Consider the following 16,803-nt stretch of genomic DNA (forward strand, 5'->3'; position numbering starts at 1 on the left):
CGTGGGAAGACCGGCCCTGCATCGTGATTCAGTCGATCAGGCGAAGGCCTCGTCGATGATCTGTGCCTGCTCCACGGCGTGCACCTTCGACGAACCCGAGCACGGTGCCGACATCGCGCGTCGCGAGACGCGCTTGATGCCCACGAGCCGTCCGTCGAGCTGCGGCAGCTCCAGGCCGAAGAACGGCCATGCACCCTGGTTGGCCGGCTCCTCCTGCACCCACCGCACATCGGTGGCGTTCGGGTACTTGTCGAGCGTGGCCGGCAGACGGCGCGAGGGGAGCGGGTACAGCTGCTCCAGGCGGATGATCGCCACGTCGTCGCGCTTGTCCTTCTTCCGCCGGGCCTCGAGCTCGTAGTAGAGCTTGCCCGAGACCAGCAGCAGCTTGGTGACGCCGTCGCGGTTGCCGCCCTCGACCTCGAAGCTCGGGTCGTCGATCACCGAACGGAACTTGCCCGTGGTGAAGTCCTCCAGCGGGCTCACCGCGGCCTTGTTGCGCAGCATCGACTTCGGCGTGGCCACCACCATCGGGCGGCGCACACCGTCGAGGGCGTGACGACGCAGCAGGTGGAAGTACGACGCGGGGGTCGACGGCATCGCGACCGTCATCGAACCCTCGGCGCACAGCTGCAGGAACCGCTCGATGCGGGCCGACGTGTGATCGGGGCCCTGACCCTCGTGGCCGTGGGGGAGCAGCAGCGTGACACCGGAGGTCTGGCCCCACTTGGCCTCGCCCGAGCTGATGAACTCGTCGATGATCGACTGCGCGCCGTTGACGAAGTCGCCGAACTGCGCCTCCCAGCACACCAGCGCCGACTCGTCGGCCACCGAATAGCCGTACTCGAAGCCCAGGCCCGCGAACTCGGTGAGTGCCGAGTCGTAGACCATGAACCGGCCGGGCGATTCCGCGCCGTCCTCGCCGAGGTGATCGAGCGGGGTGTACTCCGCGCCGGTCTGCCGGTCGATCAGCACCGCGTGGCGCTGCGTGAACGTGCCGCGGCGGCTGTCCTGGCCGGCGAGGCGGACCGTGCGGCCCTCCTCCAGCAGGGTGCCGAAGGCGAGCAGCTCGCCGAAGGCCCAGTCGACGCCGCCGTCGCGCGACATCTCGAAGCGGCGCTTGACCACGGGGGCCACGCGCGGGTGCACGGTGAAGCCCTCGGGGACGTTGGCGTACGCGTCGCCGATGCGCTGCAGCTGCTCGAGCGGCACGGCCGTCACCAGCGAACTCGGCAGCGGCTGGTCGGCGATGATCGACGGGGCGGGCTCGGCCTGGAACTTCTCCAGCTCCTTGACCTCGTTGAAGACCCGCTCCAACTGGCCCTGGTAGTCGCGCAGCGCGTCCTCGGCCTCCTTGGTGGAGATGTCGCCACGGCCGATGAGGGCCTCGGTGTAGGACTTGCGGACACCGCGCTTGGTGTCGATCACGTCGTACATGCCGGGCTGCGTCATCGACGGGTCGTCGCCCTCGTTGTGACCGCGGCGGCGGTAGCAGACGAGGTCGATCACGACGTCCTTGTGGAAGCGCTCACGGAAGTCGACGGCCAACTTGGCCACCCACACGCAGGCCTCGGGATCGTCGCCGTTGACGTGGAAGATCGGCGCGCCGATCATCTTCGCGACGTCGGTGCAGTACTGCGAGCTGCGCGAGTTCTCCGGCGACGTGGTGAAGCCCACCTGGTTGTTCACCACGATGTGGATCGTGCCGCCGTTGGAGAATCCGTCGAGGTTCGCCATGTTCAGCGTCTCGGCCACCACGCCCTGTCCGGCGAAGGCCGCATCGCCGTGCAGCATCAGCGGCATCACGGGGTGCACGCCCTCGGGCGGGTTCTTCATGTCCTGCTTGGCGTGCACGATGCCCTCGAGCACCGGGTCGACCGCCTCGAGGTGCGAGGGGTTGGCCACCAGCGAGACGGTGATCTCGTTCTCGCCGAACATCTGGTAGTACTTGCCCTCGGCGCCGAGGTGGTACTTCACGTCGCCCGAGCCGTGCGCCTGCGCCGGGTTCAGGTTGCCCTCGAACTCGGTGAAGATCTTGCTGTACGGCTTGCCGACGATGTTCGCCAGCACGTTGAGGCGGCCGCGGTGCGGCATGCCGATGACGACCTCGTCGAGCGAGTGCTCGGCGGCCTGGTCCAGCACGGCGTCCATCATCGGGATGACCGACTCGGCGCCCTCCAGCGAGAAGCGCTTCTGGCCGACGTACTTGGTCTGCAGGAAGGTCTCGAAGGCCTCGGCGGCGTTGAGCTTGGACAGGATGTACTTCTGCTCGGCGACCGTGGGCTTGGTGTCCTTGGTCTCCACGCGCTCCTGCAACCACTTCTGCTGCTCGGGCTCGAGGATGTGCGCGTACTCGATGCCCACGTGGCGGCAGTACGCATCGCGCAGCACCGACAGCACCTTGCGCAGCTTGAGCCGGTCTTCACCGTGGAATCCGCCCACGTTGAAGGTGCGGTCCAGGTCCCACAGCGTGAGCTCGTAGGTGAGCACGTTGAGGTCGGGGTGCGATTCGAGCTTGTCGTTGTTGAAGCGCAGCGGGTCCACATCGGCCATCAGGTGGCCGCGGGCGCGGTACGCCGCGATCAGCTCGAGGACGCGGGCGTCCTTGTCGATGCCGTGCGGCGGGATGTCGCGACGCCAGCGCACGGGCTCGTAGGGCACGTGCAGGGTGCGGAAGATGTCGTCCCAGAACTCGTCGCTCAGGGTGAGCTCGTGGACGTACCGCAGGAAGTCGCCGGACTCGGCGCCCTGGATGATGCGGTGGTCGTACGTGGAGGTCAGCGTGGTGAGCTTGCCGACGGCGAGGTCGGCGATCTTCTCTTCGCTGGCGCCCTGGAACTCGGCGGGGTATTCCATGGCGCCCACACCGATGATCGCTCCCTGGCCCACCATGAGGCGCGGCACCGAGTGCACGGTGCCGATGCCGCCGGGGTTGGTCAGCGAGATGGTGACGCCCGCGAAGTCCTCCGCGGTCAGCTTGCCGTTGCGGGCGCGGCGCACGATGTCCTCGTAGGCGGCCACGAACTGCGAGAAGTCCATGGTCTCGGCGCCCTTGACGCCGGCCACCACGAGGCTGCGGCTGCCGTTCTTGCCCACCAGGTCGATCGCGATGCCGAGGTTGACGTGGGGCGGGGTGACCGCGTTCGGCTTACCGTCGATCTCGGCGAAGTGCCGGTTCATGTTCGGGAACGCCTTGACGCCCTGGACCAGCGCGTATCCCAGGATGTGGGTGAAGCTGATCTTGCCGCCGCGGGTGCGCGCGAGGTGGTTGTTGATCACCACGCGGTTGTCGAACATGACCTTGACCGGCATCGCGCGGACCGACGTGGCCGTCGGGATCTCACGGCTCGCGTTCATGTTCTTGACCACGGCGTTCGCGGCGCCGCGGAGCACCTGATGCTCCTCCTCGGCGGGGAACTCGGCCGCTGCGGGGGTCTTCGGTGCGGGAGCGGGCTTGGCCGGCGAGGACGGTGCCGGGGTCACCGGGGCGGAGGGCGCCGGAGTCAGCGTGGACTCCGTGGTCTTCGCCGGCGCGGCCACCGCGGGTGCGGCCACCGCGGGTGCGGCGGCCGCGGGGGCCGGAGCAGCGGGGGCTTTCGGCGCGGCGGGTGCGCTGGGAGCGCTACCGTTCGCCGCGGCGTCGGTGCCGCCGGGCTGATACTTGGAGAGGAAATCGTGCCAGCTCGGGTCGACCGAATTCGGGTCGGCCTTGAACCGCTCGTACATCTCCTCGACCAGCCACTCGTTTTGGCCGAAATCCGATACAGAACTGCTGCTCACGGCAGGTCCTCGCCTCGATTCATCATCGTCGTATCATGCGTGCGCCGAACCGGATCGCAGTCGGCGCAAATCTGCGTGGTCCAGGGTAGTCCACCGCGTAATTCGTGCGGCGGGTTACTCCGGTAACGCCGTCCCGCCGGGCTCGGCCACCGAGCCCTCGACGACCCGCAGGCCGGGGGACGGCCACGTGGTCGGGACCGGACCGAAGGCGTTCCGGGAGTTCTTGATGACGCCCTTGCCCAGCACGCGGTTGCCGCCCGCGCCCACCACGGCGCCGATGCCCGCGGGGAGCAGCTTGCCGAGGACCAGCGGCGACTTCTTCGCCAGGAACCGCCGGCTGAACATCTTCATCAGCTGCTTGTTGAGGTTGCCCAGGCCCGGGAGCTGGGTGGGGTTCTTCTTCAGGTTCATCAGGGTGGCGTTCTTGGCCCCGACAGTGGTGCGCAGGGCACCGAGACCCGCCTCGCCGAGTACCGCGGTGAGCACGAGCGCCTTGCGCAGCTCGCGATCGTCGGGCGAGATGCCGTAGACGTCGGCCACGGCCAGGGCGTACAGCGCGGAGGCCTCCATGAAGACCACGGTCTCGGCGCCGACGGTCCCGATCGCGGCCAGGGTGCCCACGCCCGGGACGGCGGCGGTGGCGCCCGCAGCGCCGCCGGTGCCGGTCACGGTGAGCAGGTAGCGCTTCTCGATCCGCCCGATGATCTGCGCCGGACTCTCGTCCGGGTGCGCCTCGCGCAGGCTCGTGACGTACTTCGCCACCGCGGGGGCCTGGAGCCGGGCGGCGCGATCGATGACGGAGCCCAGCACGCCGCCGCCGTCACGGGTGGCGGGCACGTTGGGCTCGATGTTGGCGGGCTGTTTCGCCATGATGACCTCCGTAGCTGGGCGCCCGCAGCGGGCACCGCTCTCCACCCCTTGTTACCACTGCAACGCGATATTCATTCCCCGTCCGGACGGACCGGGGTGGGCTCGCCGCGTAGGGTGCGACCCGTGCCGAGCATCGACGAGCAGCCGTACACCCTCGAGATCCCCACCCGGTGGAAGGACAACGACGTATACGGGCACGTCAACAACGTCGACTACTACAGCTTCTTCGACACGGTGATCAACACCTATCTGATCCGGGAGGGCGGCCTGGACATCCATGCGGGCCCGACCATCGGGCTCTGTGTGGAATCTCACTGCCGCTACGACGCCCCGCTGGCCTTCCCGGAGCGGGTGACGGCGGGTCTGGCCGTCACCCGGCTCGGTGGCTCCAGCGTGACCTACGCCGTGACGCTCTTCGCCGAGAACGGCGAGGCCGCGGCGGAGGGCTGGTTCGTGCACGTCTTCGTCGACCGCGGGACCCGCCGGCCCACGCCGATCCCGGACGGCCTGCGGGCCGCGCTCGGTCGGCTCCGTGTCGGTGGCGACGCGTAGTCTCCGCTGCATGGCGTTCTCCACCCCGCTGCAGCCGGTCACGCTCACCGGGCACCTGGTCACTCTGGCCCCGCTGTCGCACGACCATTACGACGGTCTGCTCGAAGCGCTCGAGGACGGGCAGCTGTGGGACCGCTGGTACACCTCCGTCCCGGCACCGTCCGGGCTCGCGGCCGAGATCGACCGCCGGCTGGATCTGCAGGCGAACGGGCAGATGATCCCGTTCACTGCGATCGACACGGCGGGCCGGGTGCTGGGCATGACCACCTACTACGACATCGATCCCGACGTGCCCCGGATGGAGATCGGTTACACCTGGAACCGCGCCTCCGCGCACGGCACGGGCACCAACGCCGAATCGAAGCTGCTGCTCCTCGAGCACGCCTTCGACACGCTCGGCTGTGAGTGCATCGGCCTGCGTACGCAGTGGGTGAACACCCAGTCGCGGGAGGCCATCGCGCGGCTCGGAGCCAAGCAGGACGGCGTGCTGCGCAGCAACAAGCGCTACCGCAACGGCGCACTGCTCGATGCGGTGCTCTTCTCCATCCTCCGGCACGAGTGGCCGGCCGTGCGGTCGCACCTGCAGCACCGTCTGCGCCACCGGCACGAGGCGTATCGCGCTGTGGCGGAGTAGCCGTGCCTCGCCCCCAGGCGGCCGCGCACGGGCTCTGGCGTCCCGGGCTCGGCCTGGCGTTGTGGTTCTCCGACGATCTCGGTGAGCCCACCGCCGAACCCGATCCCGCGGTGCTCCCCGCGCCGGTGGCCGCTGTCCTCGGCGACCGTAGGCCACGCCGCTCCACCACCGTCGCCGGCCCGCAGGGGCAGCTCGTCGCGCCCGTGCTCACGCTCGGCCCCGAGCGGGCCGCCGCACTGCTCGACGAGCTCGGCCCGGACGACGGCGGTGGCGACCTGCGCTACCTGCGGTGGGTGGCGAAGTCGGTGGAGCGGTTCGTGGCGATCGGTGCGGTCACCCCGGTGCTGCGCAGCGACGACGGCGAGTGGCTGGTGCGGTGGGCCCCACTGGAATCGGTGCAGTGGCGCACCTGGGTGCAGACCGCCGCCGCGGCGATGCCCGCCGCGTTGCGGCGCGGGGGAGACCTGGCCGCGATCCTGGACATGGCGGCCGAGCTCACGGACCGGTACGCGCGCCGGAGGCTCGGCGCGGGGCCGTGGGACTGGGTGGCGGCGCCGTCCCTGCGCGCCCTGGTCGACGGTGAGCCGCTCGCTGCGGACAGGGTCGCCGACGCCGGCGCACCCGCGGCGTGGACCGAGTGGTCGGGCAGCGTCCGCTCCGCCGAGACCCTGCTGGTGCTCCGGCTGATCGAACCCGACGGTAAGCGGCCCGGCGAGATCGACCCGGTGACCGCTCCGGCGGATGCGCCGTGGCGGCTGGAGGTGTGCCGGCGGGTGCCGGGGGCGGCTCCCGTCCGTGCCGATCCGGTGCGGATGAGCCCCGTCGACCTGGACGACCTGGCGAGCGAGCTCGCCCGCGCCCTCGCGGTGTACCCGCCACTCAAAGGTGTTCGGCAGGACCCGGGTTCGCTGGACTTCCTGCTCACCACAGGCGAGGCGGAGGCCCTGTTCCTGGAGGGGGCTCCGGGCTTGACCAAGGCGGGGTACGAGGTGCTGCTGCCCACCTCGATCGCCACGGTGCGGCCGGCGCTGCGGCTCACCGGTCGCGAGCAGCCCGGCCGCACCGCGCTCACGGTGCAGGCCGGGCTCGCCGAGATCAAGGATTTCGCCTGGCAGCTCGCCGTGGGCGATGCGGTGCTCACGGCCAGCGAGCTGGCCGGTCTCGCGAACACCATGTCCGGGCTGGTCAAGGTGCGTGGCCGCTGGGTACGCGCGGACCGGCGCACGTTGGCGCACGCGGCGCGCTTCGTGGCCGAGCAGCGCAAGGCCAAGGAGGACGGCACGGCGCACGACCTCGGTGACCTGCTCGGCCTCATCGCCGACCCCGCCGCGCTGCCGGCGCCGTTGGTCGCGGTGGACGGTCTCGGCTGGCTCGACTCGGTGTACCGGGGTGGCACCATCGCCCCCGCGACGGTGACCGCGCCGTCGGCCTTGAAGGCCGAGCTGCGGCCCTACCAGCTGCGCGGTCTGGAATGGTTGGTCACGTTGTGGCGCAGCGGGATCGGTGCGGTACTCGCCGATGACATGGGGCTCGGGAAGACGATCCAGGTGCTCGCGCTGCTGTGTCACGAGCGCGGCGATGCGGCGGTCGATGCCCCGGCTCCTACGCTGATCGTGTGCCCGATGTCGGTGGTGGGGAACTGGGCCGCCGAGGCTCAGCGGTTCGCACCGGGCCTGCGGGTGCTGGTGCACCACGGCTCCGACCGCGCCTCCGGGGAGGCCTTCGCCGCGGCGGTCGCGGAGGCGGACATCGTGATCACCACCTTCGCGCTGGCCTCCCGTGACCGGGAGCTGCTGTCGGCCTTGCGGTGGGGCCGCATCGTGGTCGACGAGGCGCAGCACGTGAAGAACGTGAACACGGCCGCGGCCAAGGCGCTGCGGGCGATTCCGGCGGCGCACCGGGTGGCCCTCACCGGCACGCCCGTCGAGAACCGTTTGGAGGACCTGCGGGCGGTGATCGATCTGGTGAATCCGGGACTGCTCGGCTCCGCCCGGACCTTCCGCAATCGGTTCGCGATGCCGATCGAACGGGAACAGGACCGGGCTGCGGCGCGGCGGCTCACGTCGCTCACCTCGCCGTTCATCCTGCGCCGGGTGAAGACCGATCCGGATATCGCTCCGGAGCTTCCGGAGAAGGCGGAGTTCACCATTCGCGCCTCGCTCACGCCGGAGCAGGCGGGCCTGTACCAGGCGGTGCTGAACCGCCTCGTCGAGGAGCTCCGCCGGTCCGAGGGGATGCTCCGGCGGGGGCTGGTGCTGGCCTCGCTCACCCGGCTCAAGCAGGTGTGCAACCACCCGGCGCACTACCTGGACGACGGCTCGCCGCTGCTGCGCCGCGGGCAGCACCGGTCGGGCAAGGTGGAACTGCTCGCCGACATCCTGGAGACCGTTGCCGCCGACGGTGAGCGGGCGCTGGTGTTCACCCAGTACGCCGAGTTCGCGCGGATGCTGCAGCCCTGGCTCACCGGGCTGCTCGGCGCGGAGGTCCCGGTGCTCGACGGTTCGGTGCCGCGCCGCGATCGGGACGCGATGGTCGAGCGGTTCCAGGCGGGCGACGGTGCTCCGGTCCTGGTGGCCACGGTGAAGTCGGGCGGTACCGGACTGAACCTCACGGCTGCGAATCATGTGGTGCACGTGGATCGTTGGTGGAATCCGGCGGTCGAGAACCAGGCCACCGACCGGGCCTTCCGGATCGGGCAGACCAGAGCCGTGCAGGTGCGCAAGTTCGTGTGCGCGGGCACGCTGGAGGAGCGGATCGACGGGGTGATCGCGGCCAAGCGGGAGCTGTCGGACATGACGGTGCAGACCGGCGAGGCCTGGCTCACCGAGCTGAACAACGATGAGCTGTACGAGCTGATCGCCCTGCGCGACGATGCGGCGGCGCTCTGATGGCGCGGCGCGCGCGGGATACGGCGCGGCCGATGGGCGGCACCTGGTTCACGCGGCGGTTGATCGCGCAGCGCGAGGAGGTCACCGAGCGCCGCAAGGTGCAGTACGCGCGGCGGCTCTATCAGGAGCATCAGGTGTTCTCGCTGGCGGTGGTGCCGGCCTCGATCACCGCGACGGTGCAGGGCAGCCAGCTCGATCCGTTCGGCGTGGGGTTGTCCCGGATCCCGGGTGATCCGGCGGCGGTGGTGTCGCTGCTGGTGGCGCAGGGCGCCACCGGCGAACTGCTCGGGGTGACCCGGGGCGATCTCGGCCGGGCCCTGGGAGATCTGGTGTTGCCGGAGACGGCCTCCGATGTGGAGGTCAGCTGCGCGTGCCCCGACGAGAGCGGCGCCTGTGTGCACGCGCTCGCGCTGACCTACGAGTTCTGCGCGGCCGCCGACCTCGATCCCAGCCTCGTCCTCGACTTCGCCGGTGTCCCGCTCGCGGGCCTGCTCGCGCGGGTCGCGGCATCGGGGCGTGAACCGGCGGGGGCGGCCCGTCCGGCGCCGGTGGCGGCACCGTCGGCCGAGGACGAATGGGATGCGGGCGCGGCGGCCTTCTACGGCGACGGCATGGACCTCCCGCCCCTGCCCGAGCCGAGCCCCGTCGACGCGATGACCCTGTTGGACCCGGCCCTGCTGCGCGCCGCGCTGCGCCGCACGGGGACGAAGCCCGCCGATGTGGCCGAAGCGCAGGACGAGCTCGCCGAGCTGTACGACCGGCTGCGCGATCCGCGCTGACGGTGCCCGGTGAGGTTCCGGCGCCGGGCCGTGGCGATCGCGGAACTTGTCGGTGCGGGTCACTATCCTTGAGGCGACGCGATCGAGTGAGATGACGAGGGGGTGGACATGCGCTTCGTGCACACGGCGGACTGGCAGCTGGGCATGACCAGGCACTTCCTCGATGCGGACGCGCAGGCCCGCTTCACCGACGCCCGGTTGGACGCCATCTCCCGGCTCGGAGCCCTGGCCACGGAGCGGTCGGCCGAGTTCGTGGTGGTCTGCGGCGATGTCTTCGAGGACAACCGCCTGGCACCCGCGGTGATCGCCCGCAGCCTCGACCGGATGGCCACCATCGGCGTGCCGGTGTACCTGCTGCCCGGCAATCACGATCCGCTCGACGCCGCCTCGATCTACACCTCGGAGGTCTTCGCCCGGCATCGCCCCGAGAACGTGGTGGTGCTCGACTCCGCGGGGGTGCACACCGTGCGGCCCGGTGTGGAGCTGCTCGCCGCGCCGTGGTTCTCCAAGCATCCGGCGGGCGATCCGCTCACGGAGGCGGTCGTCGCGGCATCCGCGCCGGAGGCCGGTGTGATCCGGATCGCCGTCGGGCACGGTGGCACGCTGCCCGTGGGCGCCCAGGACCAGCGGTTGATCGACGTGGCCGAGCTCGGGGCCCGGCTCGACCGCGGTGAACTGCGCTACGTGGCGCTGGGCGATCGGCATTCGGTCACGCAGTTGCGGCCCGGAGTCTTCTACAGCGGCGCGCCGGAGGTCACCAACTTCGACCACAAGGAGCGGGATTCGGGGTCGGTGCTGTTGGTCGACGTCCCCGAGGACGGCGGCGCCGCCGTTGTCGAGCCGGTGCGGGTGGGCAGTTGGCGGTTCGCCTCCCGGGAGTTCCCGCTGTCCGCGGAGCGCGATGTGACCGCCGCCGTCGCGGCGTTGTCGGCGTTGCCTGATAAGGACCGCACGGTGGTCAAGGTCGGCTTCACCGGCACCGTGGGGCTGGTGGCGAAGGCGGAGCTCGACGCCGAGTTGGAGGCGCTGCGCGCGCGATTCGCCGCGGTGGAACTGTGGGAGCGCAAGACCGACCTGGCGGTGCTGCCCGGCGAGGACGAGCTGGAATCGCTCGAACTGTCCGGGCCCGCCGCCGCGGCGGCGGATGAGCTCCTGGGTATCGCGCGCAGCGGGGGCGAGCGCGCCGCCGACGCGTCCGGTGCACTGGCTTTGCTGTACCGCCTCACCCGGCAGGATGTGGTCGCGTGAGGCTGCATCGCCTGGCGGTCAAGGACTTCCGCGGTGTGCAAGAGCGCGAGATCGCGTTCGCGGACACCGGCGTCACGCTGCTGCACGGCCCGAACGAGGCCGGCAAATCCTCGATGGTGGAGGCGCTGCAGCTACTGCTCGATGTGAAGGCCACCTCGAAGTCGCAACGGGTCGAGGCGGTGTGTCCGGCGCATCGTGACGCCGGCCCCTACGTCGAGGCCGAACTCACAGTGGGGCCGTATCGCTTCGTGTACGCCAAGCAGTACCACCGTCGCCCCGGCACCACGCTCACCGTGCTCGAACCCACCCCGCAGCAGCTCACCGGCGGCACCGCCGAGGCGTGGGTGGCCGAGCAGATGCGCACCCACGTCGATGCCGATCTGCTCGCGGCGCTCACCGTCTTGCAGGGCCCCGGTCCCGGGCAGCCCTCGCTGCGCGACAGCGCCGCCTTCGCGAAGGCGCTCGATTCGGCGTCGGGCGGCGCGGGAGACGATGAACCCGGGGCGGAGCGCCTGGCCGAGTCCGTCGCCGCCGAGCGGGCTCGGTACTTCACTCCCACCGGGCGGCCCACGGGTGAGTTGGCGGCCGCGCGGAGCCGGGATGCGGCGGCCCGCAGCGCGTTCGAGCAGGCCGAGGCGGCACTGCGGGAGGTCGACCTGGTGGTCGATCAGCACGCGGCCGCCTCCGGTCGATTGGCGTCGATCGTCGACCGCCGGGTGGCGGCGGTCGCCGCGTTGGACACGCTTGCGGCCGATCAGGACCGCGTCACCCGGTTGCAGTCGCAGGTATCGCACGCCCGCGCGGTGCTGGAATCGGCCACGCTGCGGGAACAGCATGCCGGGGATGCCGCGAACCGTCGCCGCCGCCTGATCGCGCAGCAGGCTCAGGCCACCGAACGGGCCGCGCAGGTTCGCGTGCTCCGCGATAAGGCCCTCGCCGACCGCGAGGTGCTCGCGGCCGAGGCGGCGTGGCTGGAGACCACGGTGCACGAGCTGACGGCGGTCGCCGCGGATCGCCGCGAGCGCAAGGCGCAGGCCCAGTACGCGGTCGATTACGCCCGCGAGGCCGCCGGCTATCAACGGCTCCGCAGCCGCATCGAGCAGGCCGAGCTGCTCGGCAAGGATGTCGAGGACGCGCGGAACCGGCTGGCGGGCAACCCGATGGATCGCCGCGCGCTGCAGGCCATCACGGCTTCCGAACAACGGCTGGAGCGGGCGCAGGCCAGGTTCTCCGCGCTGGCGGCCACGCTGCGGCTGGAACGCCTCGGCTTCACCGATGTACTGGTGGACGGCCGGCTGATCGGCGAGGAGCCCGTGGAAGTGGTGGCAGGCAACGGCACCGCCATCGAGGTACCGGGTGCAGTGCGGATCGAGGTGGTGCAGCGCGGCGAGAGCGCGGATGCGGCCGCCGAGGTCAAGGCCGCTCACGCGGCAGTGCTCGCCGCGTGCCGCGAGGCCGGTGCCGCCGACGCTGCGCAGGCGCGGGAGCTGCATGATCAGCGCGAGTCGATCGAGGTCGAGCTCCAGGAGGCCCGGATCGCCCTGGCGCACGCCCTGGGCGAGTCCAGCCTGAGCGAGTTGCGGGAGATGGCCGACGAGTCGGCGGCGCGGATCGTGGAGCTGGAGGCCGCGGTCGATCCCGAGCTGCTCGCGGCCGATGCGGAGATCGCGAAGCGGAACCTCATGGAGGCGACTCAGGCCGAGGTGGCGTCGCGGGGCGAGGAGAAGCAGACCCGCGAACAGCTCGGGCAGAAGCAGCAGGAGTTGCACCGGGCAGCCACTGATGCGCAGGTCGCCGCGGATCGGTTGCAGCACTTCGACAGTGCGGCCTCCGAGTTCAGTGCGGAGCTGGAGCGCGTGCGGCGCGACGCCGACGACGAGGCGCTGGGTACCGCAGCCGATGCCGCCGCCGAGGCCAGGGCGGCTGCCGCCGCGGCACTCGCGGAGCACGAGCGCGCCGCACAGGAGGCCGATGTCGCGGGGTTCGCCGGCCGGCTGGCATCGGCGCGGAGCGCCGCCGACCGGGCGCGAGCCGCCGAGGCTGAGGCACGCGAACACCTCGCCGGGCTCGCCGCGCAGCTGAGCCTCTTCCAGGCCGACGGCCGCCGTGACCGGCTCGACGCCGCCGAGGCCGAACTCGTGCACGCCGAGCGGGCGCTGACCTCGGTGGAGGAGCGCGCCCGCGCCGCGGCGCTGCTGCACGACACGCTGACCGCGCACCGCGACGCCCGGCGCGCCCGCGTCCAGGCGCCGTACCAGCACGCGCTCGAAGAACTGGGGCGCACCGTTTTCGGCGATCCCCTCACGATCACGGTCGGCGACGATCTGACCATCGCCTCGCGCACCGTCGACGGTGTCACGGTGCCCTTCGAATCCCTGTCGGGCGGTGCGCAGGAGCAGTTGGGGGTGCTCAGCAGGCTTGCGTGCGCGCGGCTGGTGGACGGTGCCGACGGTGCGCCGGTGATCTTCGACGATGCCCTCGGGCACAGCGATCCCACCCGGCTCGGGGCGATGGCCGACGCGCTGGTGACGGCGGGCCGATCCGCGCAGGTGATCGTGTTCAGTTGCGTGCCGGGCAGGTTCGACGCGCTCCGCGGCCGCGAGGGCGTCACCGAGGTCGCGCTCGGCTAACTACACCTGTTCGCGCAGCTTGAACTTGAGCACCTTGCCTGCGGGGTTGCGGGGGAGGGCATCCACGATGTGCAGTGCCAGGGGCAGCTTGTACGGCGCGAGCGAGCCTTTCGCGAAGTCCCGGACCTCGTCCAGGGTGAGGGTGGCGTCGGGTTTGAGCGCCACGATCGCCGTGACCGCCTCGCCCCACTTCTCGTGCGGAACACCGATGATCGCGACCTCGGCCACCGCGGGGTGGTTGTACAGAACCGATTCCACTTCCGCCGGGTACACGTTCTCGCCGCCGGAGATCACCATGTCCTTGACCCGGTCGACCACGGTCACGTAGCCGTCGTCATCCTGCTCGCCCACGTCGCCGGTGTGGAACCAGCCCTCGGCGTCGATCGACGCGCTGGTGGCGGCGGGGTTCTTCCAGTAGCCCGTGGTCACCTGCGGGCCGCGCACGCAGACCTCGCCGCGCTCGCCGTCGGGGACCGGCGCACCGTCGGGCCCGAGCAGCGCGACCTCGGAGAGCGGCAGGATGTGGTGGCCTGCGGCGCCGATCTTGCGGGCGGTGTCGTAGACGTCCATGACCAGTGCGAGCGGGGCGGTCTCGGTGAGGCCGTAGCCCTGGCAGAACGGGATGTTGCGGCCGTTGTAGAGCGCGATCAGGGGTTCGGGGACGGGCGCGCCACCGCAGGTGAGTTGTCGGACGGTGGAGAGGTCGGTGGTGTCGAAGGCGGGCACCTGGCTCATGAACAGGAACATCGCGGGGACGCCGAACATGGTTGTCACGCGGTGCTTCTCGATGAGGTGGAGCGCGGCGGTCGGATCGAAGGCGGGCAGGATCACCAGCTGGCCGCCCTTCTGCAGGGTGATCAGGGTGGTCACGTTGAGGCCGCCGATGTGGAACAGGGGTGCGGCAACGAGACTGATGTCGGTGGACATCGTATCGAGGCTGAGGAGCGCGTTCATGTTGTTCCAGAACATGTTTCCGTGCGTCAGCATGGCGCCCTTGGGGCGGCCGGTGGTCCCGGAGGTGTACATGATGAGCGCGAGATCGTCTTCCCCGGGGTGCTGGGGGTCCGTGATGGGGTCGCGTCCGGCGAGCAGGGTATCGAGATGTTCCCATCCGTCGACCGGGTCGAGGGCGATCGCGCGGCGCAGGCCCGACGATGCCCGCACGGGTTCGACGACGGCGGCGCGATCGGCGTCCGCGATCAGGGTGTGCACGCCGGCATCGGTGAGGATGTATTCGAGCTCGGCGGAGGTGAGGCGGAAGTTCAACGGCACGAAGACCGCCCCCGCGCGGGACGCGGCGAACATGCTGGTGAGGAAGTCGGGGTGGTTGAAGCCCACGTAGCCCACGCGGTCGCCCGCCGCGATCCCGCCCGCGACGAGCTCGGCCGCGAGGCGATCGATCCGGTCGGCGAACTCCGCGTACGTCCACGTGCTCTCGCCGTAGGTGATGGCCGGACGATCGGCGCTGACGGCGGCGCGGCGAGCGATCCAGGAGCCGAGATCGATCTGCGGGCGTGCGGGCATGGACTCTCCTCGAGGCGGCGTGGCGATGTGGGATCGATCTTCGACCGGGAACGCCGCGGCGGTGGCCGTTTTGCCAGATTCTCAGGCGCGGTGTTGTGGTGCTTGGCGGCGAGGGAGTCGGCAGAGTGACGGCCAGGAGGAGTGGGTGTTGCCTCGCGGGCGTTATGCAGATCCTGCATAACGCTGAAGCGCTACGGTGCCTTTGACGTCGCGAGGCTCGCGAACGCGAACGCCTTGTCGCACTCTTGCTTCAACCCCGGCGACGGTCGACCCGCAGTCGAAGTGCGAATGCCGGAGACGACAATTGCCTCCATCGACATGAATGCGGCGATGCAGCCGTCATTCGAATCGGTGGCCGTTGCGATGCTGCGGCCGTTCACCTCCCTGTCCGGTTGCCACTTCCGGTACGAGTGCTTGCGCTTGTAGTTGTCGAGGGACTTCTCGTCGCCGAGAATCTGGCTGATGAACGTGATCCTGTCAGGGGACAGCCAGTCGCAGCCACGAAAGTTGGGGGAGTCCGAGAACGCGGCGTCGGAGATCGAAGACGGTGCGATCCCCAAGGGGATCAATTCCTCGGCTCGATAGGCCGTACACGGTTCGAACGTCGTCCCGTCGTTTCGGCCATTGACTCGTTCAGAGATCGTCGGAACCACGGGTAGCGACGCCGAAACATCGATCGCCGGTATCGGGTCCCCGGTGACCGCGCACGCTGCGGTCGCAGCAGCCGCGAGGACGACGATGCAGAACAGCAACGACCTCATAGATGTGGTCGCGCAATCGAGAGCTCGTTCACCGATCTGAGGGCCTGCGGGCATGGAGCCTCCTCTAGGCGGCCTGGCTATGTGGGATCGATCTCCGGCCGAGGGGCGCCGTCTGATGGTCGATTGCCTCGGCTGCCTCTTTCAGGTGGTTATGCACATCCTGCATAACGCAGAAACGCTATGGTGCCTTCGATGCCGCGAGGCTCGCGAACGCGAATGCCTTGTCGCACTCTTCCTGCAGCCCGGCCGATGGTGGTTTGGATAGATTGCCGGCGACGATCGTCGCCACGACCGCGTCGCGCGAGATGAACGCTGCGATGCATCCATCGTTGGAATCGGGAGCTATCGCGACAGTGCGGCCGGATGCGACCCGGTCGGGTCTCCACTGCCGATAAGAGTGTTTCCGCTTGTATGTCTCAAGGGAGGCTTCATCGCCGACGATCTGACTGTATTGCGTAGCTGCGTCTTGCGAAGTCCAGTGACAACCACGGTAATTCGGCGACTCGGAGAATCCGGCGTCTGAAACGGATGCGCCGTTGATGCCCAGCGCCGACAGCTCGGTTGCGCTGTATGCAACACACGGTTCGAACGAAGTTCCGTCATTTCGACCGTTCACGCGTTCCACGATCGTGGGCTTGAATGGTAGTGAAGCGCTCACATCGATGGCTGGCACCGGATCGCCCGGCAGTCCAATGGTGCATGCGGTGGTTGTCAGCCCGATTGAGATCGCCATAGCTGCAGCGGACCGTTTCACGAAGTGCTGTTCTGAATCGTAGTTTGGTTCTGTGTCTCGGTTCGGTCGATCCTTCGACCGATTTCGCGCAGCGACTCGGCGATATGCCGGGCAGTCCTGGCTTGTGTACGCAGAGTTTCAGTGACGGACCGTGGGTCAGTGTGGACTGCTGCCCTGATGTTGTTGGTCGCTGCGTGTCCCTCGACCGTGTTCCCAAGGTAGTTCACTGCGCCAACATCGCGGAGTTCGTTGGCGATCGCGATAATCCTCTCGGCATGGCGCTCGTGCGCCCGTGCCAACTCCTCGATCGCGTCACCGTCGCGAACCATGACGGGACGGTCGGCGATGCGTTTCATCGCTTCTTCGCGGATCTTCTCAGGCTCGGGGGTGGGCGGCATGGGACCTCC

The 16,803-nt window shown here is 69.8% G+C and carries 12 protein-coding genes; 6 read left to right on the forward strand and 6 right to left on the reverse strand.

Annotation, left to right across the window (positions count from 1 at the left end; genetic code table 11):
* Positions 1 to 36: 36 nt before the first annotated feature.
* Complete coding sequence (locus TTY48_RS15470; RefSeq protein WP_220658326.1) at positions 37 to 3,777, reverse strand: multifunctional oxoglutarate decarboxylase/oxoglutarate dehydrogenase thiamine pyrophosphate-binding subunit/dihydrolipoyllysine-residue succinyltransferase subunit; 3,741 nt, start codon at positions 3,775 to 3,777, stop codon at positions 37 to 39.
* A gap of 114 nt (positions 3,778 to 3,891) precedes the next feature.
* Complete coding sequence (locus TTY48_RS15475) at positions 3,892 to 4,647, reverse strand: hypothetical protein (protein WP_220658327.1); 756 nt, start codon at positions 4,645 to 4,647, stop codon at positions 3,892 to 3,894.
* Positions 4,648 to 4,770: 123 nt separating this feature from the next.
* Between TTY48_RS15475 and TTY48_RS15480 the strand changes: the two genes are divergently transcribed.
* From TTY48_RS15480 to TTY48_RS15505, 6 genes are all read left to right on the forward strand, one after another.
* Positions 4,771 to 5,199 (forward strand): thioesterase family protein, encoded by a 429-nt coding sequence (locus TTY48_RS15480; RefSeq protein ID WP_220658328.1) that lies wholly within the window; start codon positions 4,771 to 4,773, stop codon positions 5,197 to 5,199.
* A 10-nt stretch (positions 5,200 to 5,209) separates the two neighbouring features.
* On the forward strand, positions 5,210 to 5,833 hold the full coding sequence (locus TTY48_RS15485; RefSeq protein WP_220658329.1) for a GNAT family N-acetyltransferase: 624 nt from the start codon (positions 5,210 to 5,212) through the stop codon (positions 5,831 to 5,833).
* Between the two features lie 2 nt (positions 5,834 to 5,835).
* Complete coding sequence (locus TTY48_RS15490) at positions 5,836 to 8,721, forward strand: DEAD/DEAH box helicase (protein WP_220658330.1); 2,886 nt, start codon at positions 5,836 to 5,838, stop codon at positions 8,719 to 8,721.
* Positions 8,721 to 9,500, forward strand: coding sequence for a hypothetical protein (locus TTY48_RS15495; protein WP_220658331.1), 780 nt, complete (start codon positions 8,721 to 8,723; stop codon positions 9,498 to 9,500). The genes TTY48_RS15490 and TTY48_RS15495 overlap by 1 nt, the downstream gene beginning before the upstream one ends.
* Before the next feature lie 108 nt (positions 9,501 to 9,608).
* Positions 9,609 to 10,748 carry an exonuclease SbcCD subunit D gene (locus TTY48_RS15500; RefSeq protein ID WP_220658332.1) on the forward strand — a complete coding sequence of 380 codons (1,140 nt, stop codon included), beginning with the start codon at positions 9,609 to 9,611 and terminating at the stop codon, positions 10,746 to 10,748.
* Positions 10,745 to 13,378 carry an AAA family ATPase gene (locus tag TTY48_RS15505; RefSeq protein ID WP_220658333.1) on the forward strand — a complete coding sequence of 878 codons (2,634 nt, stop codon included), beginning with the start codon at positions 10,745 to 10,747 and terminating at the stop codon, positions 13,376 to 13,378. The genes TTY48_RS15500 and TTY48_RS15505 overlap by 4 nt, the downstream gene beginning before the upstream one ends.
* Here the strand turns inward: TTY48_RS15505 and TTY48_RS15510 are convergent, their stop codons facing one another.
* From TTY48_RS15510 to TTY48_RS15525, 4 genes are all read right to left on the reverse strand, one after another.
* Positions 13,379 to 14,902, reverse strand: coding sequence for a long-chain fatty acid--CoA ligase (locus tag TTY48_RS15510; protein ID WP_220658334.1), 1,524 nt, complete (start codon positions 14,900 to 14,902; stop codon positions 13,379 to 13,381).
* 191 nt (positions 14,903 to 15,093) lie between these two features.
* The gene (locus tag TTY48_RS15515) at positions 15,094 to 15,717 is read right to left on the reverse strand and encodes a DUF3558 family protein (RefSeq protein ID WP_220658335.1); all 624 of its coding nucleotides are present in this window, start codon (positions 15,715 to 15,717) and stop codon (positions 15,094 to 15,096) included.
* Between the two features lie 124 nt (positions 15,718 to 15,841).
* Positions 15,842 to 16,396: a DUF3558 family protein gene (locus TTY48_RS15520; RefSeq protein ID WP_220658336.1), complete on the reverse strand. Its 555-nt coding sequence runs from the start codon at positions 16,394 to 16,396 to the stop codon at positions 15,842 to 15,844.
* Positions 16,397 to 16,413: 17 nt separating this feature from the next.
* On the reverse strand, positions 16,414 to 16,794 hold the full coding sequence (locus TTY48_RS15525; protein ID WP_220658337.1) for a hypothetical protein: 381 nt from the start codon (positions 16,792 to 16,794) through the stop codon (positions 16,414 to 16,416).
* Between the last annotated feature and the right edge of the window lie 9 nt (positions 16,795 to 16,803).

This window comes from Tsukamurella sp. TY48, from assembly GCF_019656655.1.
GTDB lineage: Bacteria > Actinomycetota > Actinomycetes > Mycobacteriales > Mycobacteriaceae > Tsukamurella > Tsukamurella strandjordii.